At 65.0% G+C, this 19,531-nt stretch carries 13 protein-coding genes, 1 tRNA gene and 2 pseudogenes; 6 read left to right on the plus strand and 10 right to left on the minus strand.

What is annotated here, in order from left to right:
- Window positions 1–115: 115 nt before the first annotated feature.
- The gene (locus CE_RS11800; RefSeq protein ID WP_006768390.1) at window positions 116–676 is read left to right on the plus strand and encodes a nicotinamidase; all 561 of its coding nucleotides are present in this window, start codon (window positions 116–118) and stop codon (window positions 674–676) included.
- A gap of 71 nt (window positions 677–747) precedes the next feature.
- On the opposite strand, the gene CE_RS11805 is transcribed toward CE_RS11800, so the two are convergent.
- The gene (locus tag CE_RS11805) at window positions 748–1,023 is read right to left on the minus strand and encodes a DUF3618 domain-containing protein (protein WP_006768391.1); all 276 of its coding nucleotides are present in this window, start codon (window positions 1,021–1,023) and stop codon (window positions 748–750) included.
- A gap of 149 nt (window positions 1,024–1,172) precedes the next feature.
- On the opposite strand from CE_RS11805, the gene bcp reads away from it, so the two are divergent.
- Window positions 1,173–1,649, plus strand: coding sequence for a thioredoxin-dependent thiol peroxidase (gene bcp, locus CE_RS11810; RefSeq protein WP_006768392.1), 477 nt, complete (start codon window positions 1,173–1,175; stop codon window positions 1,647–1,649).
- 12 nt (window positions 1,650–1,661) lie between these two features.
- Entirely contained in the window at window positions 1,662–2,360 is a 699-nt protein-coding gene (locus tag CE_RS11815) for a TetR/AcrR family transcriptional regulator (RefSeq protein ID WP_006768393.1), read from the plus strand.
- Here CE_RS11815 and CE_RS11820 read toward each other — a convergent pair.
- Together CE_RS11820 and CE_RS11825 are read right to left on the minus strand one after the other, a co-directional pair.
- Window positions 2,333–2,758, minus strand: coding sequence for a holo-ACP synthase AcpS (locus CE_RS11820; RefSeq protein WP_006768394.1), 426 nt, complete (start codon window positions 2,756–2,758; stop codon window positions 2,333–2,335). The genes CE_RS11815 and CE_RS11820 overlap by 28 nt on opposite strands.
- 6 nt (window positions 2,759–2,764) lie before the next feature.
- Window positions 2,765–4,225 (minus strand): MDR family MFS transporter, encoded by a 1,461-nt coding sequence (locus CE_RS11825; RefSeq protein WP_006768395.1) that lies wholly within the window; start codon window positions 4,223–4,225, stop codon window positions 2,765–2,767.
- Window positions 4,226–4,427: 202 nt separating this feature from the next.
- Here CE_RS11825 and CE_RS11830 point away from each other — a divergent pair, with 202 nt between their 5' ends.
- Window positions 4,428–5,555: a KUP/HAK/KT family potassium transporter gene (locus CE_RS11830; protein WP_162096722.1), complete on the plus strand. Its 1,128-nt coding sequence runs from the start codon at window positions 4,428–4,430 to the stop codon at window positions 5,553–5,555.
- Here the strand turns inward: CE_RS11830 and CE_RS11835 are convergent.
- From CE_RS11835 to CE_RS15520, 6 genes and pseudogenes are all read right to left on the minus strand, one after another.
- Window positions 5,552–13,813 carry a fatty acid synthase subunit beta domain-containing protein gene (locus CE_RS11835; protein ID WP_407921260.1) on the minus strand — a complete coding sequence of 2,754 codons (8,262 nt, stop codon included), beginning with the start codon at window positions 13,811–13,813 and terminating at the stop codon, window positions 5,552–5,554. The two genes, CE_RS11830 and CE_RS11835, sit on opposite strands and share 4 nt — an antisense overlap.
- A 102-nt stretch (window positions 13,814–13,915) precedes the next feature.
- Window positions 13,916–14,620 (minus strand): annotated as a pseudogene (locus CE_RS15880) (hypothetical protein); the annotation flags it as partial.
- A 313-nt stretch (window positions 14,621–14,933) separates the two neighbouring features.
- Window positions 14,934–15,140 carry a hypothetical protein gene (locus CE_RS11840; protein WP_006768399.1) on the minus strand — a complete coding sequence of 69 codons (207 nt, stop codon included), beginning with the start codon at window positions 15,138–15,140 and terminating at the stop codon, window positions 14,934–14,936.
- 65 nt (window positions 15,141–15,205) lie between these two features.
- Window positions 15,206–15,966 (minus strand): annotated as a pseudogene (locus CE_RS11845) (3-hydroxybutyrate dehydrogenase).
- Window positions 15,967–16,017: 51 nt separating this feature from the next.
- Window positions 16,018–16,971, minus strand: coding sequence for a GntP family permease (locus CE_RS11850; RefSeq protein ID WP_006768402.1), 954 nt, complete (start codon window positions 16,969–16,971; stop codon window positions 16,018–16,020).
- Complete coding sequence (locus tag CE_RS15520) at window positions 16,968–17,432, minus strand: GntP family permease (RefSeq protein WP_006768403.1); 465 nt, start codon at window positions 17,430–17,432, stop codon at window positions 16,968–16,970. The genes CE_RS11850 and CE_RS15520 overlap by 4 nt, the downstream gene beginning before the upstream one ends.
- 592 nt (window positions 17,433–18,024) lie before the next feature.
- Here CE_RS15520 and CE_RS11860 point away from each other — a divergent pair.
- Window positions 18,025–18,606 (plus strand): M23 family metallopeptidase, encoded by a 582-nt coding sequence (locus tag CE_RS11860; RefSeq protein WP_006768404.1) that lies wholly within the window; start codon window positions 18,025–18,027, stop codon window positions 18,604–18,606.
- Between the two features lie 153 nt (window positions 18,607–18,759).
- On the opposite strand, the gene CE_RS11865 is transcribed toward CE_RS11860, so the two are convergent.
- Window positions 18,760–18,841: transfer RNA gene (locus CE_RS11865), tRNA-Leu, on the minus strand.
- 133 nt (window positions 18,842–18,974) lie between these two features.
- Between CE_RS11865 and CE_RS11870 the strand changes: the two genes are divergently transcribed.
- The gene (locus CE_RS11870) at window positions 18,975–19,454 is read left to right on the plus strand and encodes a membrane protein (RefSeq protein ID WP_035108872.1); all 480 of its coding nucleotides are present in this window, start codon (window positions 18,975–18,977) and stop codon (window positions 19,452–19,454) included.
- Window positions 19,455–19,531: the final 77 nt, after the last annotated feature.

Consider the following 19,531-nt stretch of genomic DNA (forward strand, 5'->3'; position numbering starts at 1 on the left):
CACAAGCGTGCTTGTCGACGCCGCGTCCCCCACCGTGCGCGCGTGCGTGTCACCCTCCAGTGCGTAAACTTGGGGTTCAGGTAACACACTTGGATACGTGAAAGGGCCCCATATTATGTCTCGCGCACTGATTCTGGTTGATGTCCAGAAGGATTTCTGTCCCGGTGGGACACTTGCCACCGCCCGGGGTGATGAGGTCGCAGGACTGCTCGGTGCCTTCCAGCTCTCCCACCCCCAGGACTTTGACGCCGTGGTGGCCACCCAGGATTGGCATATCGATCCGGGCAGCCACTTCTCCGACAGCCCCGACTTCGTCGATTCCTGGCCCGTCCACTGCGTGGCCGACTCCGATGGTGCCGCCATGCACGAGAAGATCCACACCGACCGCATCGATGAGTTCTTCCGCAAGGGCCAGTACTCGGCGGCCTACTCAGGATTTGAGGGCACCGCGGTCAGTGATGACACCCCTCTGGTGGACTGGCTGCACGCCCGTGGGATCACCGATGTGGACATCGCCGGCATCGCCACCGACCACTGCGTCAAGGCCACCACCCTCGATGCCCTGAAGGCAGGGTTCCGGGTGCGTGTGCTCACCGGTTTCTGCGCGGCGGTGGATACGAAAACAGGCGATCGCGCCCTGGAGGAGATGCACACCGCCGGCGCAGAGCTGCTCTGAGCAGGGCCGACGGACACACACCACAGGACCCGGCCACCGATGATGGTGGCCGGGTCCTGTGGATGTTTTTCCTAACGTTCGGACAGCAGACGCTGGATCTCCCTGAGATCCCTGGACTTCTTGCGGCTACGCGCGATGCTGAACAGGATGGCACCGACGACGACACTGGCTGCACCGATGAGGATCTTCTGCACATCCGGGTCCTGCAGCTTCGCGGTTGCCTGTGACTTGGCATCATCAACCAGGTTGGCGGGCTTGCCACGCTCGGCCAGCTCGTCGAGGGTGTTCGCCAGCTGACGGCGGGTGCGTTCAATGTCGCGCTGAATGTCATCAATATTGCGTGCCACGGGGCTACTCCTGGTTGGTATATCTGCGGTCAACTGTTTTGTCTTAACGCGTCATGAAAACCCGTTACTGCGGACCCATATTACTTAACTCCTCACCTGAGCGTACGCCCATCCCCGAAAACACGACGGCACCCGCTATTGTGGAAGTCATGACTGATGCGCGACGCCTTGATGTTGGAGACACCCCACCAGCCTTCACCCTTCCAAACGATTCGGGTTCCACCACCTCCCTCAGCGATTTCGCCGGTGAGCGCGTGGTGGTCTACTTCTACCCCAAGGCCAACACCCCGGGATGCACCAAGGAAGCCTGCGATTTCCGTGACTCCCTCGCTCAGCTCAATGATCTCGGTGTCAAGGTCATCGGCATCTCCCCGGACCCGGTGGACAAGCTGGTGAAGTTCCGGGAGGACCATGATCTCAACTTCCCACTGCTGTCCGATGAGGACAAGGCCGTCATGACCGCCTGGGGTGCCTTCGGCGAGAAGAAGAACTACGGCAAGATTGTCCAGGGCGTCATCCGCTCCACCTTCGTCATCGAACCCGATGGCACCGTGGGGTTGGCGAAGTACAATGTCCGTGCGACCGGTCATGTCGCGCGCATCCTGCGCGATCTCGAGGCCGCGTAAACCTCAGCCACCATGGATTCCAGTAGAGATTCAGACACGGCAGGAACAGCCGACCCAGCCGACCCCGCCCTCGACGGAACCGAGATTCTGGTTCCGAGGCGGCGTCCCGCCCAGCAGCGCAGCCGGGAGCGGTTCAACCGTATCCTCACCGCCGCCCGATCGGTGCTGGTCGATCTGGGTTTTGAATCCTTCACCTTCGATGAGGTGGCCAAGCGTGCGGAGGTGCCGATCGGCACCCTGTACCAGTTCTTCGCCAACAAGTATGTGCTCATCTGCGAGCTGGACCGGGTGGACAACGCCGAGGCGGTGGCGGAGCTGAAGAAGTTCTCCCAGCAGGTCCCGGCGCTGCAGTGGCCGGACATCCTCGATGAGTTCATCGAGCACCTGGCTGGTCTGTGGCGGGAGGACCCCTCCCGCCGTGCGGTGTGGCATGCCATCCAGTCCACCCCGGCCACCCGTGCCACGGCCGCCGCCACGGAGAAGGAGATGCTGGAGATCATCGCCGAGGTGATGAGACCACTGGCCCGTGGCGCCTCCTATGAGGAGCGGATGTCACTGGCTGGCCTGCTGGTGCACACCGTCAGCTCCCTGCTCAACTACGCGGTGCGTGACATCGGCAGCGGCCCGGAGTATGACGAAGCCTTCGAATCCATCGTCGAGGAGATCAAGCGGATGCTCGTGTCCTACCTGTTCTCGGTGGCCACGGCGTAGCTCAGCACGCACACCGCGGTGGCGTAGTCGCCGTCGTGGCTGATGCTCAGGCTGGTGGTGTAATCACCGATGCTCTCCCGGACCTGGGTGTCCAGCGACGGTGCGATGTCCAGGGCCACCCGCCCCCAGCGGTCGGCGCGCACCTCGATCAGCGCCCACTGCACATCCTCCTCAGGTATCACCGGGGGCTGCCCGTAGATCGCCTGCGACCAGGCCTTGATGAAGGCCTCCTTCGCCGCCCAGCGGCCGGCCAGGTGTTCGGCGTTGCGGTTGCCGGCGCGTCTCGACGCCAGACGACGCTCCCCCGCCCCGAACACATCCATGAAGGAACTGCCCGGCTGGGCGAGTTGGTCCGCGAAGGCCGGGATATGGACGAGATCGGTTCCAATCGAGATCATGGGTTCCTATTCTGCCCCATCGGAGGTCCCATCCGTGGTGGGCACACGGGTGATGAACAACCCGAAGACCAGAGCCACCACCGCCACGCAGGCACACGCGAAGAAGGCGGAGTTCGCACCGTCGGCAAGCGCCACCTCCTCCCGCACCCCGCGCGCCATGGCCGACTGGCTGACCCCGCTGTAGACGGCGATCATCACGGCGGTGCCGGCGGCACCGGCGAGCTGCTGGAGGGTGTTCATGATCGCCGACCCATGCCCATAGAGGTGCTTGGGCACCGATCCGAGGGCGGTGGTGATCAGCGGGGTGAACAGCAGTGCCAGGCCGATGGAGAAGAGCACATGGACCGCCACCAGCATGCCCACCGGGGTGGTCTCATCCACCGTCGACAGCCAGAACAGCGAACCGACCACCACGATCATGCCGGTGATCACCAGCGCCCGGGGGCCACGTCGATCGTAGATGCGACCCACAAATGGTGACAGCACACCCTCCAGCAGACCACCGGGCAGCAGCACCAGGCCGGTGACCAGCGCGGAAACCAGCAGTGAGCCCTGCATGTAGAGCGGCAGCGTGTTCATCACGCCGAGCAGCGCCCCGAACAACGCCAACAACACAATCAGGGAGACCGTGTAGTTGCGGATGCCCAGGGGACGCAGATCCAGCAGGGCACGGTCCTGTTTCGCCAGGGACAGCTGACGCCAGACGAACACCACCAACGCCACCACGCCGACGGCCAGGATGATCAGTGCGTTGCGGGCGGTGTCACCGCCGTCCAGGATCACCCCGATGGAGCTCAGCGCGTAGACCAGACCACCGAAGGCGAGGGCCGCCAACACCAGGGAGAGCACATCGAAGGGGGTGGAACGTGGCTCGTTGATGTTGCCGATCTTCACGGCACCGAGAACGGCCGCGATACCCACCAGTGGCACCATCACCCAGAAGATCATGTGCCAGGATGCAACACTCAGGATCACCCCGGCCACGGAGGGCCCCAGTGCCGGCCCCACCGCCATGACCACGGAGATCAACCCCATGACCGCACCCCGGCGCGGGACGGGCACCACGGTCATGGCCACCGTCATCAGCAGGGGCATGATCACGGCGGTGCCGATGGCCTGCGCCACGCGGGCGCCCAGCATGATGGGGAAGGTCGGTGCCAGGGCGGCGATGACGGTACCCAGCAGGAAGACCGCGGTGGCGAAGATGAACACCTGTCGGGTGGTGAACCGCTCCAGGATCCACCCGGTGGCGGGCAGGACCACGGCCATGGTGAGCATGAAACCGGTGAGCAGCCACTGCGCGGTGTTCGCCTCGATCGAATAGTCCGCCATGATCGCCGGCAGCGCCACCGCCAGGGTGGTCTCGTTGAGCATCATCACAAAGGCGGTGAACACCAGGACGGCGAGGATGAGCACGACGGGCCTGGGGATGACGGTGTTATCCGGGTTGGTCTTGGTGGAGGTCATGGTGGACCGCGGATCCTTTCATGTCACGGGGGGGTGGGACCTGTCAAGGTTGATGCGACCAGGAGATCCTATCAGCGTCCCCACGATCCCGTTCCGCAGCCAGCCGGGCCATAAAGCCGGGCCCACCGTGGACATACCTGCCCTGTTGCCCGTACCCAGAAAAACTGTAGCGATTCGGGATTCACAGGCGCATAATTACCGCATGGAACATTCCCGGCCCACCGGGCCGATGGGGTCAACCGAACCGACCCCACAGTCCACGGACACCTCATCACCTGCACCCGAGGATCCCGCAGACCCCCCAGAAGCCCCGGACCAACCCACCCATTCCCCCTCGTGGCTGCTGGCACTCGGTGCGCTGGGAGTGGTCTTCGGTGACATCGGCACCAGCCCCCTGTATGCGCTCCACACTGCCTTCAGCATGGAGCACAATGCTGTCACCATCGCCCCGGACAATGTCTACGGCCTGGCGGTGACCGGGAACCTCCTGCTGGTCACCGTGTTGTTCTCACTGTTCGCTGCCCGGGTATGGCACTGGGCTGCGTGGAGGATCTCGCTCTTCGCCGTCATCATGGGCTCGGTGGAGATCTGGTTGTTCTCCGCCAGTGCCACGAAGCTTTTCGACGGTGGGTGGCTGCCCCTGTTGATCGCGCTGATCCTGATGGTGGTGATGACAACCTGGGAATCAGGCAGCCGGCATGTCGCCCGGACCCGCAGAGCGCTGGAGGGCCCACTGCACCAGTTTATGGCATCCCTCCCCCACCGGCAGATCCGTCGGGTTCCCGGGGTGGCGGTGTTCCCGCATGCATCAGCAGGGACGACACCCCTGGCGCTGGTCAAATTCGTCACCGATTTCCACATCCTCCCCGGACATGTGGTCATCGTGCGGATCATCCACGAGAATGTCCCCCATATACAGCCCGGTGATCGGATAACGGTGGATGAGGTGGGCTCCGCCTCAGACGGGATCGTCCACGTGGGGATCCGGGTGGGTTTCACCGATGATCAGGACATCCCCCGCAACCTCGCCCTGGCTGTCGATACGACCCCCGAGTTGACGATCGATCTTGAGCAGGCATCCTATGTGCTGTCGGTACTGACGCTACGTCCATCGCGGGTGTCCCGCCTGCGCGACTGGCGGCAGAGACTGTTCCTCAGCCTGGAGAAGAACCAGGCCAACCGGACCGAGATCTTCCACCCCCCCACCCACCCGCACCATTGTGCTGGGCACCGAACTGCATCTGTAATCCACCCGGAACTGTGGGAAAGGCGAAACCCGCCCTGCGGACCACCAACGGTCCACAGGGCGGGTTTGGCGCACCGGGTTTAGCCTTCGTAACCGGTCGGCTTGAGGACACCGTCGACAAGCCGGGCGCGGGAGTCGAGCAGCACGGCCGCCTCGATCTCACGGGCCGCACCGGCCTGGACGCCGAGGTTGCGCTCGACGGGGCGCTCATAGAGCACACCACCGTGCATGCCGGCGACGATGCGGCGCAGACCTGCATCCTCGCGGGCGGTGGCGGCGGCGCGCCACTGCTCGGCGGCGTCGTCGCCACGCTCGACGCGGACCGCCTCGTGGAAGGCATCCGGGTGCACGACCGCGACCAGCGCGGAGACGTGACCGAAACCAAGCGAGGTCACCAGACCGGCCTTCGGCGCCTTGGACGAGAGGTCCAGCGGCTTGCGCAGCCACACCAGGTGCTGGTGGCGGGCCAGAACCGGGTCGACGCAGTCCAGTGCACGGTTGGCCGGGACGATGCCGGAGCGCAGCACCTGGGTGAGGCCGATGAGCTGGAAGGCTGCGGCACCACCCTTGGCGTGGCCGGTCAGGGACTTCTGGGACACCACATACAGCGGGTTGCCCGGGGTCCGGCCGATCGCGGCGGCGATGCGCTCGTGCATGTCGGATTCGTTCGGGTCATTGGCGTTGGTGGAGGTGTCGTGCTTGGAGATGATCGAGATCTCATCAGCGGTCACACCCACCTCGGCCAGTGCGTGGACCAGGCGCGATTCCACACCGTCACGGGCGGCACTGAGCGCACCCAGGCCGGGGGCCGGGATGGAGGTGTGCGCACCGTCGGCAAAGGACTCCGCGAAACCGACGACACCGAGGACCGGCAGTCCCATGTCGGCGGCGAGGGAGGCACGCGCCAGCAGGATGGTGCCACCACCCTCGGACTCGATGAACCCACCACGGCGGCGGTCGTTGGCGCGGGAGAAGAAGCGGTGCTCGATGCCCTTGCGTTCCATCTCCGCGGAATCGGCGGTGGCCGCCATGTCACCGAAGCCGGTGATACCCTCCACGGACAGTGTATCGAAACCACCGGTGACCACGAAGTCGGCCTTGCCCACACGGATCTTGTCCAGACCCTCCTCCACGGACACAGCCGCGGTGGCGCACGCGGCCACCGGGTGGATCATCTGGCCGTAGCCACCGACGTAGGACTGCATGACGTGCGCGGCCACCACGTTCGGCAGGGCCTCCTGCAGAACATCGTTGGCGCGCGGCTCGGCCAGCAGACGGTCGACGTAGATACCGCGCAGGGATTCCATGCCACCCATGCCGGTGCCCTGGGTGGAGGACACGCGTGCCGGGTGGATGGCTGCGAGCAGCTCCGCCGGGTCGAAACCGGAGGATAGGAACGCATCCACGGTGCAGACGATGTTCCACAGTGCCACGGTGTCGAGGTTGTCGATCATGTCGGCCGGGATACCCCAGACGGCAGGGTCGAAGTCCTTGGGCACCTGGCCACCGACGAAGCGGGTCATGGCCATGCGGCGTGGCACGCGGATGGCGGAACCGGCCTTGCGGGTGACCGACCACTCACCATCGGCCTCGTTGTAGGAGGCGGTGGTCAGCTCCGGTTCGGACTCCACATAGGTCAGTGCCTCCTCGCGGGACCCGACCGAGAAGGTCAGGTCGTGGTCGAGGTAGACGGTGGTCAGCTCGGGGGCGAAGTTGTCGAACATGCCGTAGGCGGGCATGTCGTGGTAGCGGCGCACACCCACACGTGCCAGGACCTCGTCGTGGAAGCGCTCGTAGATGTCCTCCTCGGCGATGGCCTCGTCATTGGCGTCGTACCAGCCAGGTGTCGGGTCCTCATCCCAGTGGATCAGTCCCGTGGTCCAGGCCAGTTCGATGACACCGGCGGCGGACAGCTCGCCGGAGACCTCGACGTCGAAACGCGTACGGGCGGAACCGACCGGTCCGAGCTCGCCGGCACCGACGATGACCACCATGCCGTCCAGCGACTGGGTGACCTGACCGTCGAAGTCCGGGGTGGTCTGCACAATCGGGCGGTACGGGGTGGGCAGTGCCGCGATGGTGCGGGGCTTGTCCATCTCCTCGGCCGGTGCCTGTTCCAGTGCACGGGCCATCTCCGCGAGGTTGATGTCGGACTCCCCCAGGCCACCGGTGAAGTCAACGGTGATCGGGGACTGCGCGGCCTCCTCACGGACCTCAGCAGCAACCTGGGAGATAAGCTTCTCGGCGATCTCCCCGGTGGAGTAGGTCTCCACGCCGGCTTCCTCGGCGGCGGCCACGAGCGGGTCGTTGCCACCCATGAGGCCGGTGCCACGGACCCAACCGATGTGGGCGTGGACCAGCGAGGTGTGTGCACCCCAGGCGCTCTGCTCGGCATTCCAGCGGGTGACCACGGCATCGAGGGCGGCCTTGGACTCACCGTAGGCACCGTCGCCACCGAAGCGGCCACGGTTGGGTGAACCCGGGATGACCACGTGCAGGCGGTGGCCGACGCGGGTGTCAGCCCCCAGCGGTGCCAGTCCCACGATGAGGCGTTCCACCGACCACAGCAACAGGCGCATCTGGGCCTCGGTCTGACCACCGGCATCCGCCATGGACCCGGACACACGCGGTGCGGCGAACGGGAACAGCAGGGTCGGGATCATCGCCGGCTTGATCAGCTTGGACTTGCCGTTGACGGTCGCGGTCTGTTCGGTGCCGATCCAGTTCACGATCGCGTCGATGTCCGTGTACGAGCTCAGGTTCGCCGGGACCACCCACAGGGCGGCTGTGCCACGGGCGGAACGGGCGTAGAGCTCCTTGTAGAACTCCAGGCGGTCGTGGTTGAGGCTGGAGGTGGTGGCCACCACGGTGGCACCACCGGCCAGGAGCTTCTCGACGACCGCCGCCGCGATCGAGTTCGGCGACCCACCGGTGACCACGGCGACATCATCGGCGTACTCCAGAGCGGCGGTGTCGCGGGCCTGCTCGGCCAGCGCGTCCAGACCGAGGTACTCGGCCTGGACGGCCACGACCTCGCCGGCGCCGGTGACATCGATGTCGGCTTCATCCAGTTCGCCCAGGGCGACACGGGTGAGGTCCTCGCGGGCGGAGGCCCAGCGGTCGTCGATCTGCACCACGCGGTCGGCATCGAAACTGGGTGCGACCTGGCGTGGCCAGTCGGAACCGAGCTCACGGGAGACCAGCTCATAGAGCTCGTTGTCGGACTCAGCCTCCTCAAAGGCGGCCTGTGCGGGGGCATCCAGACCCAGCTGGGAGAGGATGGTGCGTGCGGTCGCGGCCAGGACACCGGCCTTACCGGTGACCTGCTCGGCGAATTCGCCGAGTGCTGCGGAGTCGACAACTCCACCGGCTGCGCCACCTGCGGACGGCAGGGAGACGGCAACGCCGAGGCGGGCGGCGACGGCGGCCACGGCGGCGTCGATAAGCGCATCAAGCTCGGCGGCGCTCGACGGTGCGGCGGGAGCCAGGGTGGCCAGGTCACCACCGCGCAGGGAGGCTCCCTCGCGGGCACCGATGACCACCTCGGCGACGACATGATCGGCCCAGCCCTGGCCGAGCTGCCAGGTGCCGGTGACACGCTCGGCGATGTACGCCGGGCGCTTGCCGGTGGGGCCGGTGATACGGCGCAGCGCATCGGCTGCGGCATCGGAGAGCACCGGCCCGAAGGCTTGGTAGCCCTTGGCCATCTTGGACACGGTCACCTTGAGGTCACCGAGTTCCGCGTCGGCGGCACCGTCGATGGCACCCAGGCCGAATTCCACGCCGAGGTCCAGCAGCAGCTGGTTGCGGCGTGAGGAGACACCCTCCACGAGTGTCTCGATGGAGTCGGTGGCACCCATCTGATCCGGGCGGACCTTGGTCCAGATGGCGATGAGCATCTCGGTGGCATCCGCCGGGGTGAACTCGATGTCCTCTGGGCGGGGGCCACCGGTGGCCACGGGTGCGGCGGGCACAGCGGCCGGTGCGGCCTCGGGCGCTGCGGTGGCGGCAACCTGGGTACCTTCCGTCGCAGGCGTGTCGACGGATGAGGAGTCAGCGTCGGCAGGCTCGGAGGCCAGTTCGCGGACCACCTCATCGGTGGCGAAGACCACCGGGCGGTCGCGTTCGATGTTGAGGACCTCGATCTCGGCCTCGCGGTACTGCGGCAGGTTGAGGGTCTGGCCCATCATGTTGGCCACGGTCGGGGCGGAACCGACACCGACCTCCACGAAACGCTCAACACCCAGACCGCCCTGTTCGCGGGAACGGATGAGCAGGTCCTGGGTTTCGATCCAGCGGACCGGGGAGGCGAACTGCCAGGCCAGCAGCTCGATGAGCAGGGTGCGGGCGAGCTTTTGCTCCTCGCGTGCGGCGGCCTCGAAGTCGGCGAGGATGTCGTTGACGTACCGGGAGTCGACGACCTCGGCCATGGACTCGACAAACTCACGGGTGAGTTCGAAGGGACGGGCCACCAGGTTCGGGATGTAACGACCGACGAGGGTCTCCAGATCCAGTTCGGCCGGGATGAGGGAATCCAGGTGCTCGCGGAAGGCACCCACGCCGTCACGCAGCTTGGATGAGTGGAAGGGCACGTCGATGCCCGGGATCATGATGAAGGCACGCTGGCCCGGTGCGCGGTGCTCCACGTCGGCACGCAGGGCCTTCAGGCCCGCCTGGGTTCCGGCGACCGCGTACTGCAGACCGGCCAGGTTGTAGTTGACGATCTCGAGGAACTCCCCGGATTGCTCAGCGACACCTGCGACATAGTCGAAGACATCATCGGCGGTCAGGCCCATCTTGTTGGGACGCAGGGCGGCCAGGCCGTAGTTGGACAGGCCGTTCTCATCGCGGTCGACCAGACGGTGCATGGTCAGGCCGCGGCGGTAGACGATCTCCACCACGGACTCCAGGGAGAGCACACCGGCGTAGGCGGCCAGGGCGTTGTACTCACCGACGGAGTGACCGGCGAAGAACGCCTGCTGGTTCAGGGCGTGGGCCTCGCGTATCTCGGCGACCTGGGCCACACCGAGGGTGGCCATGCCGACCTGGGTGAACTGGGTGAGGAAGAGCACGCCGTCGGGGTGGAAGAACTTCTCCCCGCCCACGGTGACCTCGGTGGGGTTGTTCTCCACGATCTCGAGGATGGAGAAGCCCAGCTTGGCGCGGGTGTGTGCGTCGGCGCGGTCCCAGATGGCGCGGGCGGCCGCGGAGTTGCGGCGGGATTCCATGCCCATGCCCTGGGACTGGATGCCCTGGCCGGGGAAGGCGTAGAAGGTGGTCGGCGCGGCCATCACGGCGGTGGCGGTGAGCACCAGGTTGCCGTTGACGGTGGCGGTGACGGAGCGGACCTCGCCGTGGCCGGGGCGGGAATCCACGGCGGAGCGTTCCACGGTGAACACGATGGTCTCCCCCGGCATGACCGGGGCCAGCATGGTGGCGGTGTACTCCACGACGCGGGCGGCCGGGGTGTGGGCCTGCTCATCGGTGAACTCGGCACCGGCGATCAGTTCGCCGATGGCGGAGGTCCACATGCCGTGGACGATCACGCCGGGCAGGCCGGCAAGGGCTGCTGCGGTGTCGGAGACGTGGATCGGGTTGCGGTCCCCGGAGACCACGGCGAAGGGGCGCATGGATTCCGGTGCGACCACCTCGGCCACGGCCCGGTGGGAGCGTGGGGTGTCGATGATGGTGGGCAGGGTGGAGGTGTTGGTGCGTGCGACGGTGTCACCGTTGCGGCCCTTGATGGCGAAACGCTCGGACAGGGTGGCGATCTGCTGATCACCGGCGGTGATGCGGGCGCGGACCACCACGACACGGCCCATGGAGGTATCGGAGACCTCATCGGCGGTGGCGGTGACCTGCAGCGCTACCTCACCGTCGGCCACGGAGGGCAGCTCGGCGGTGAGCTTGATGTGGTGCTCGAGGTGGACCAGGGAGAGCATGCCCTCAACCACGGACGCGGAATCGGTACCCGGGATCACGGCGGAACGGACCGCGGCGAACACGGCGGGCCAGGCGCGACCGACGAGCACATCGGGTGCGGTGGCGGCCGGGGTCACGGTGGCCGGGAGGTGCGCGGCGGTGACATTGTCATAGTCGGCCAGGTGACTGGCGTCCAGGGTGGTCTCCCACTCGGCGACACCATCGGTGATGGTGGCCAGGGTGCCACCGGCGGCGACACGGGTGAGCTCACCCATGGCGGCCTCGGCGTCAGCCTGGGTGACCTGTGGGACGGCACCGGGGATGGTGTCCCCGGGCAGGGTGAAACGGATGACCAGATCGGTGGTGGTGCCGAACGCGGTGGATCCGGCCAGCGGCACGGTGAGCAGGACATGCTCGGTGTCCTCGACCTCGAGGCGGGCACCGGTCGGGGCGTGGTGGGCGGTCTCACCGTCGCGCTCCCAGGCGTCCACGTCACCGAGGCGGTGGATCATGGAGATGGTGTTGCGGCCGGCCCAGTAGGTGCCCGGCGCGGTGAGCAGCTCGTCGATGAGGTCGCGCTCGACCTCGTGCACCTCGGTGATGCGCTCGATGGAGGCGGCGTTGAACCGGTCGAGCAGGTCAGCGACCGGCTCATTGGCTTTCGTGATGCCGGCGACCGCGGCCGGGCCGGGGATGATGGCGACCTGGTCGGCGTCGAAACGCTCGTCGTGGGACTGCCACAGGGAATCCGAACGCCACCAGCGGCGCACGTCCTTGTCGATGACCGGCACGAAGCACACCGGCTTGCCCGGGGTGCGGCACAGTCCGAGGAACCACGCCGCATCAGCCGGGGTGAGCAGGTCGGTGGCGGCGTGCGGGAGGTCGGCGACGAGCTTGTCGACGACCTGCTGGGGCTCCACTCCGTCTTCCAGGGTGTGCGACGGGGTGAACTGTCCGTGGTCCTGGTCGATGAGGCGGGCCTCGGCGCGTTCGAGCATCTGGGCGAAACGGTTCGCCCAGGAGACGTCGATCCACTCACCGTTGACCGGTCCGGACAGTTCCAGGTAGCGGTTGAGCCACTGCTGGTACGTCATGGAACCGAGGTCACCGAAGTAGACCTTGGCGGTCTTGCCGATGGCGGCGATGATCTCCTCACGACGGGCCTGGACGGCTTCCTCATCACCGGCGACCTCATCGAGGAGACGTCCGGCGCGGGCGAAGGAGTTGTCGATCTCATGGATGTCCGCACCCAGCTGGGAGCGTCCGGAGGCCATACCGTTGGCGGCGCCACCGGCGGGGACCCATTCGGTGGTGCCCGGGGTGGCCACCAGCAGTTCCTTAACGGACTGGGAGGTGGTGGCCTCCTTGGCGGCCATGGCGGCGGTGCCGATGAGGATGCCGTCGACAGGCATGGCGGGCAGGCCGTGGGCGGTCGCCCAGGAACCGGTGATGTAGTCAGCGGCGCGTTCCGGGGTGCCGATGCCACCGCCGACGCAGAGCACGACGTTGTCCAGGGCGCGGATGTCGGCGTAGGTGGCGATCAGGAGATCGTCGAGGTTCTCCCAGGAGTGGTGACCACCGGCGATCCCGCCCTCCACATGGATGATGATCGGGGTGTCGGGCAGTTCACGGGCGATCGCGAGGACGGCGTGGACCTGTTTGACGGCGCCCGGCTTGAAGGAGATCCAGGGGAATCCGCCGTCGACAAGCTCGCGCACGAGGCTGACGGCCTCGTCCTTCTCCGGCATGCCGGCGGTGATGACGATGCCGTCGATGGGGGCACCGTTGGCGCGTGCCTTGGGCACCAGGCGCTTGCCACCGATCTGCATCTTCCACAGGTAGGGATCGAGGAACATCGAGTTGAACTGGACATTGACGCCCGGTTCGAGCAGCCCGGTGAGCTTCTCGATATTGGATTCGAGGATCTCCGGGGTGACCTGGCCACCACCGGCGAGCTCGGCCCAGTGTCCACCGTTGGCGGCGGCTGCGACGATCTCGGGGTCGACGGTGGTGGGGGTCATGCCGGCGAGCAGCATGGGGCTGCGGCCGGTCAGTTCGGTGAAGCGCGTGACCAGGCGGGGACGACCATCGATGGATTCCACCCGAGGGGCGAACTCGTCATAGGAGCGGGGCAGCTCCGGTGCCATGCCGGCATCGAAGACCCGGGCCTGACCGTCGGTGTCGCACACGGCGAAGGAGGCGGCACCGCGGCCGGCGAGGATGGAGTTGGTCAGGGGCACCACGCCACCGTCGGGACCGACATCGAGGATCCACCGGGCGCCGGCATCCAGCGCACCGGTGACGGCAGCCACCCAGTCGACGGGGTTGACCAGCACGTCGGCGGCGACCTCACGGGAGGTCTCCGCGTCCAGGCCACAGGCCGTCGCCCAGGCGACGGTCTGCTCAACCGCCATGGACATCGCCGGGTGGTGGAAGGCGGCCTGGACATCCAGCTGGGTGATGCGCGGGGCGAACGGCTGACCGCCGCGCTCCTTGTTCTCAATCGCCTTGGCATCAGCGGCGGCCATGGCCTCCAGCGCGGTGATCACACGCTGGTTGTCATCGGGGCGACCGACCAGGACATAGGTGGTGCGGGCATTGCGCAGACCGATGACGGGGCGGATCTCCTCGGGCACATCGGCGGCGGCCTTATCTATGGCGGCCTGCAGCTGCTCACGGGTGACCCCGGCGACGGCGACCATCGGGGACCGGGTGCCCTGGGCGATAAGTCCGGTCATGCGGCCGGTGCGGGTGATGGCGGCTCCGATGAGCTGCGCCAGTGCCACATACTCATCAGCACGGGTCAGGTCCCTCAGCAGGTGCACACCGAGCACACCCTGCGAGTGGCCGATGGCTGCCACGGACTTCTCCACATCCAGGCGCTGGGACTCCAGGGAATCCAGGGTGGCGATCTGGGAGACGAAGATGCCGGGCACACTCACGGCGGCCTGGGCGGTATCAAAGTTAGGGGTGTCCACGGCGTTGGCCCAGGCAACCGGGTCGAAACCGAAGGGGAAGGTACCTGCAAGTTCATCAGCGACGGGAGCCAGCAGCTCCTGCGCGCGCTCGACGATTCCCTGGACATTGGTGCCGGCGCCTGCGGCGACCGCGGCGCGGAGGGTCTTCAACCAGTTGAAGCCCTGGCCTGAGAAGGCGAAGGCATAGGGTTCCTGATCGAAGCGGTTGATCAGTCGGCTGGTCCCGAAGTTGCTGCCTGGTTCGGTCACGTGTGAACTCGCTCCTTGTTTGACTCAGACACCTCAAGGCCCCGTGCCGGAACCATCGGTCTGTGCATGCTCAGATAATGAAAACTGGAAAATGGCACACCTGTTACACCAGGGTGTCATTGGATAGGAAACAATATGCCATAAATCATGAGGAAAACGTCATCTTTTGTTGACGCGCGTCTTCCGCTGCATCCTGCGGTCCCGAATGGGATCATTCCGCTCCCCCTATCGTGCCACCTCGCGTGTTTGATACAAAAACTTCCCCGTCGAAATCAGGGATGGACCATTCGGGGTGGATACCTGCGGTTTCATCTCAGCGGAGATGTCGCGAGATGAGGTCGCGCGCCTCCGAGAGGACGGCGGAAGAGGTGTGTCCTTCTTCACCTTCCGTCCGGTCTAGGGAAATTCTCACACCATCGGACGGAAGGAAAACCTGACAGGCATGATCGGGCACGATCTCAACCTCGGGAACAATGCCGTTGTCAGCCATCCACGCGTCGAAATCCCTGGAGATACTCATGCACCCCAGGTTAACGCGAACACCTCCTTCTGAACATCCCCTTCCTGAACATCCCCCGATGGAACCTAGCTCGCGGTCCACCCGCCATCGATGGTGTAGGCGGCGCCGGTGACCATCCCAGCATGCTCGGAGGCCAGCCAGGTGGCCAGGGACGCGACCTCGTCAGATTCCACCAGCCGTTTCACGGCGGATTCGGTGAGCATGATCTTCTCCACCACCTCATCCGGATCGATGCCGTGGATGGCTGCCTGATCCTCGATCTGCTTCTCCACCAGGGGCGTGCGCACATAGGCCGGGTTGATGCAGTTGGAGGTCACCCCGTGTGGGCCGCCCTCCAGGGCCGCGACCTTGGACAGCCCCTCCAGACCGTGTTTCGCGGCGACGTATGCGGACTTGAACGCGCTGGCACGCAATCCATGGACCGACGAGATATTGATGATGCGCCCGAAGCCCTGCCCATACATATGGGGGATCGCGGCACGCATCAAGAGGAAGGGGGCCTCCAGCATGAGCCGGTTGATCAGACGCCAGTTCTCGGGATCGAATTCATGGATCGGGGAGATACGTTGGACACCGGCATTATTGACCAGGATATCGACCTCGAGAGTGAGGTCCTCCAGCGCAGCGGTGTCCGAGAGGTCCAGGCCCAGTGGTCGCCGTTGACCTCGGCGGCCAGGTCGCGAGCCGCATCCTCATTGAGATCACAGATGGTCACATGGGCACCGGCCCGGGAGAAGGCCCGGGCGCAGGCCGCTCCGATACCGGAGGCACCTCCTGTGATCAGTGCCTTACGGCCGTCCAGAGAGATTCCATTGGTGGTGTTCATTGTTCCGCCTTTCGATGATGGGAGATGGTGTTCAAGGAGTGATGTGTCGATTTAGAACATTCCGAGGGAAACCGCGCCGACCAGCAGTGCCACGGCGGTGACTGGACCCACGATGGTGATCATCGCGACATCCTTGTAGGACTGTTTGTGGGTGAGACCGCAGACGATCAGGAGCGTGACAACGGCACCGGAGTGTGGCAGCGTATCCAGGCCACCGGAGGCCATGGCGGTCAGACGGTGCATGACCTCGAGGCTGATGTCATCGGCGATGGCCATCTCTCGGAGATCATCGCCCAGTGCATTCAGGGCGATGGTCATGCCACCGGAGGAGGATCCGGTCAGGCCAGCAGTGATCGAAACCGTCACCACCGAGGTGATGATGGCATTGGCACCCATGTTGAAGATGGAATCACGAACCACGGCAAACGCTGCCACCGAGGCCACAACCGCACCGTATCCGACCTCGGAGGCGGTACTGAATGCCGGGAACATGGAGTTTTTCGCCCCTTCACCCACGGCACGGACCAGCTCCCGGAAATGTCGGGCATTGATCAGGAGGATGAGTAGGATAGCGGCGGTGATACCCACCAGAACTGCCCACAGTGCCGCCCTGTTGGCCAGGGTGATCCCGCCGTACTGCTCACCCGAGAGATAACTCCAGTCCATTGCGGGGAAGATGTACAGCGTGCAGGCGAAGTTGACGGCGAACACCGTGAGCAGGGGAAGGAAAGGGATAACCCGGTTGGCGGGTTCTGCGAGTGTCACCGTGGCCTGCTTGGTGCCGTTTCCATTCTGCAGCTCCTCCTCTCCACCGTTATGCACACTGGAGAAGTGTTCGCCCTTCCTACGCAGCTGACGGGTACGGAACTCCAACCAGGCCAGGCCGAACACCATGACGAAGATGGAACCGATGATGCCGATAGCCGCACCGGCGAAGGAGCCGGTTCCGAAGAACTGACCCGGGATGATGTTCTGCACCTGGGGTGTGCCCGGCAGTGCGGTCATCGTGAAGGTGAAGAGCCCAGGGCAATGGTTGCGGGAATCAACCGGCGGGGAATGTCCGCCACCCGGAAGAGCTCACGGGCAAGTGGGTACATGACAAAGGCAACCACGAAGAGGCTGATGCCGCCGTAGGTCACCAGGGCCGAGGTGATCACGGTGGCGGCGATCGCAGCCTTGCTCCCGATCAGGGAGGTGACGGTGGCGGCGATCGATTTCGCGTACCCGGTCACCGTCATCAACATGCCGAAGATGGCACCGGTGAGAAACACCGGGAAGAAGCTTCCGATGAACCCGGCCATGGCGGGCATGAAGATCTCCGTGTAGGCCGGAAGCAGCGGCGCCTGGGAGAACACCAGCGCCACAATTGATGCGATGGGGGCGGCGATGAGAACCGGCATACCCCGGTACGCGAGTGTGATCAACAGGGCCAGAGATAACAGGATTCCAATGATGCCGAGGATCATTGGCACCTCCTTTGGCAAATGCGGACATGTGGTTCGCCACAGAGCTCAACCCTCCGATCCCAAGGTCAGAGGGCACCAACATGCGGTGACCTGTTCAGGATGCATCACCAGGCGTGACCCAGGCTACATCTAAAGCCCCAAGCTTTTTCGGCGTTTTTTGCAGTTTTCTCCATATGGCCACGGGCCAGTGTGACACGATCCGACCGCCAGCGCGACGGCGTGAGAATGGGCCGAATCCGCGGCAGGTCAGAATCGCCGGATGTCACCGAAGGGCACAGTCACACGTCAACCATCCCCTCTGCCCAGGGGGCGGGAATGGGGCCCGAGATACCCCATCCCATCCGGGGGCATGACAGTGTCAAAGGGGCACGGCTTTTCCCCTCCGGGTCGCGGGGGAGCATCAATTAGTGAGCCATCTAACAATCCTGCCGGAACTCCTGCGTACAGGTGTCAAAGGCTGATAAATACATAAGTTTAACCGCCTCCGGAACTTGGCCCACGGCGGGAATTGTCCCTAGGGTGATCACAAATTAATAACGAGCCAATCACAAAATGATTCAAGGCTTGTCGTCGATCCCCCTGAAGGAACCCCATGTTCAACTCCGGATGCACCCGCAACATCTTCCGCAGGCGCCTCACCCTGGCCGCCGTGGCAGCCGGCACCGTCGCAACCGCCGGACTGGCCGGCGCACCCACCGCCACCGCACAGCCCGCCATCCCCGCGGACTTCGCCGCCATGTCCTCCCAGCTGACCACCGTCGCGCCATACAACGCCACGATCGCAGCACCCAGTGTGGTCCGCCCCGCCCACGGTACCTTCACCCCCGGGTTCGGTCCCCGCTGGGGAACCATGCACAACGGCATCGATATCGCCAACGCCATCGGCACCCCGATCTATTCCGTCATGAGCGGCACCGTGATCAACTCCGGCCCCGCCTCCGGTTACGGCCAGTGGATCCGCGTCCAGCACGACGACGGTTCCATGGCGGTCTACGGACACATGTCCGCACTCTATGTCTCCGTCGGCGAGCGGGTGTCTGCCGGCCAGACCATCGCCGGCATGGGCAGCGAGGGTTTCTCCACCGGCTCCCACCTCCACTTCGAGATCCACCCCGCCGGCATGGGACCGGTTGATCCGGTCGGCTGGTTCGCCAACCACGGCATCTACTTCTAGTAGCGTCCTATACAGCCCGACACAACTCACCGTTGCGCTTCGCAGACCCCGGAAAAGGTGAAGACAATACAGAGATAGCCCGGTCAATCGACCGGGCTATCCGTTGTCACTCCTACTGGGCATTTTCCCTGTACCTGTTGTGCAACTATTCTGTGCGCCTGGAGAGACTTGAACTCTCACGTCCTGGGACACTGGAACCTAAATCCAGCGCGTCTGCCAATTCCGCCACAGGCGCCGTATTGTATCTGCCCGGGGTGATCCCGGTGCGACAGCGCACTTGATCATACATGGTGCCTGATACACAACAAACAATGTGGTGTCCATAACGAAATTCGCGTGGAAGGAAAACGGGGGTATCCTTGGTATTTGTGAGTGAGCAAGGTCGGTCTGAATTGAAAACCAAGAAGAAGGTACGACTGAGCCATGTCGTTTTCCTTATTATCTGCTTCGCTGTGGCTCTGGCCCTGGCGTGGTGGCAGTGGACCCGCTTCCAGTCGGGTTCCGGTACGTTTCAGAACCTGGGTTATGCCTTCCAGTGGCCGGTGATCGGTGGTTTCCTCATCTTCGCCTACCGCAAGTATCTGGAGTATGAAAACCAGTCGATTGACCGGGAGAACCTGGCGGCCGAACTCGCCCGCCATCCGGACGCGGACAAGCCGCGGGATACCCCGCCTGCAGGGGATGCCGAGGAGGAGGATTTCATGATCTCCCGCCGCCCCAGCCTGGTGGACAACCCGGACGCGGTCACTGAGATCGATGATGACTTCCTCCCCAGCCGGCCCACCCTTGATGTTGAGGAATTCAACCGCCTCAATGATCCATCGCGTCGTCGACGCCACCGGGCCTGACCCCACCGGGGAACTTTCCCGGCCCACCAACCGACCTGTTCACCAGAACCACTCCAGTAGAACCGCCCAGCGGTTTT

The organism is Corynebacterium efficiens YS-314 (assembly GCF_000011305.1).
Lineage (GTDB): Bacteria > Actinomycetota > Actinomycetes > Mycobacteriales > Mycobacteriaceae > Corynebacterium > Corynebacterium efficiens.

Excerpts from the sequence above, each read along its gene's own strand:
- CE_RS11800 (WP_006768390.1), top strand. The coding sequence starts at position 116 with ATGTCTCGCGCACTGATTCTGGTTGATGTCCAGAAGGATTTCTGTCCC.
- CE_RS15520 (WP_006768403.1), bottom strand. The coding sequence starts at position 17,432 with ATGATCCTCGGCATCATTGGAATCCTGTTATCTCTGGCCCTGTTGATC.
- bcp (WP_006768392.1), top strand. The coding sequence starts at position 1,173 with ATGACTGATGCGCGACGCCTTGATGTTGGAGACACCCCACCAGCCTTC.
- CE_RS11850 (WP_006768402.1), bottom strand. The coding sequence starts at position 16,971 with ATGACCGCACTGCCGGGCACACCCCAGGTGCAGAACATCATCCCGGGT.
- CE_RS11840 (WP_006768399.1), bottom strand. The coding sequence starts at position 15,140 with ATGAGTATCTCCAGGGATTTCGACGCGTGGATGGCTGACAACGGCATT.
- CE_RS11860 (WP_006768404.1), top strand. The coding sequence starts at position 18,025 with ATGTTCAACTCCGGATGCACCCGCAACATCTTCCGCAGGCGCCTCACC.
- CE_RS11830 (WP_162096722.1), top strand. The coding sequence starts at position 4,428 with ATGGAACATTCCCGGCCCACCGGGCCGATGGGGTCAACCGAACCGACC.
- CE_RS11825 (WP_006768395.1), bottom strand. The coding sequence starts at position 4,225 with ATGACCTCCACCAAGACCAACCCGGATAACACCGTCATCCCCAGGCCC.
- CE_RS11820 (WP_006768394.1), bottom strand. The coding sequence starts at position 2,758 with ATGATCTCGATTGGAACCGATCTCGTCCATATCCCGGCCTTCGCGGAC.
- CE_RS11835 (WP_407921260.1), bottom strand. The coding sequence starts at position 13,813 with ATGTCCATGGCGGTTGAGCAGACCGTCGCCTGGGCGACGGCCTGTGGC.
- CE_RS11815 (WP_006768393.1), top strand. The coding sequence starts at position 1,662 with ATGGATTCCAGTAGAGATTCAGACACGGCAGGAACAGCCGACCCAGCC.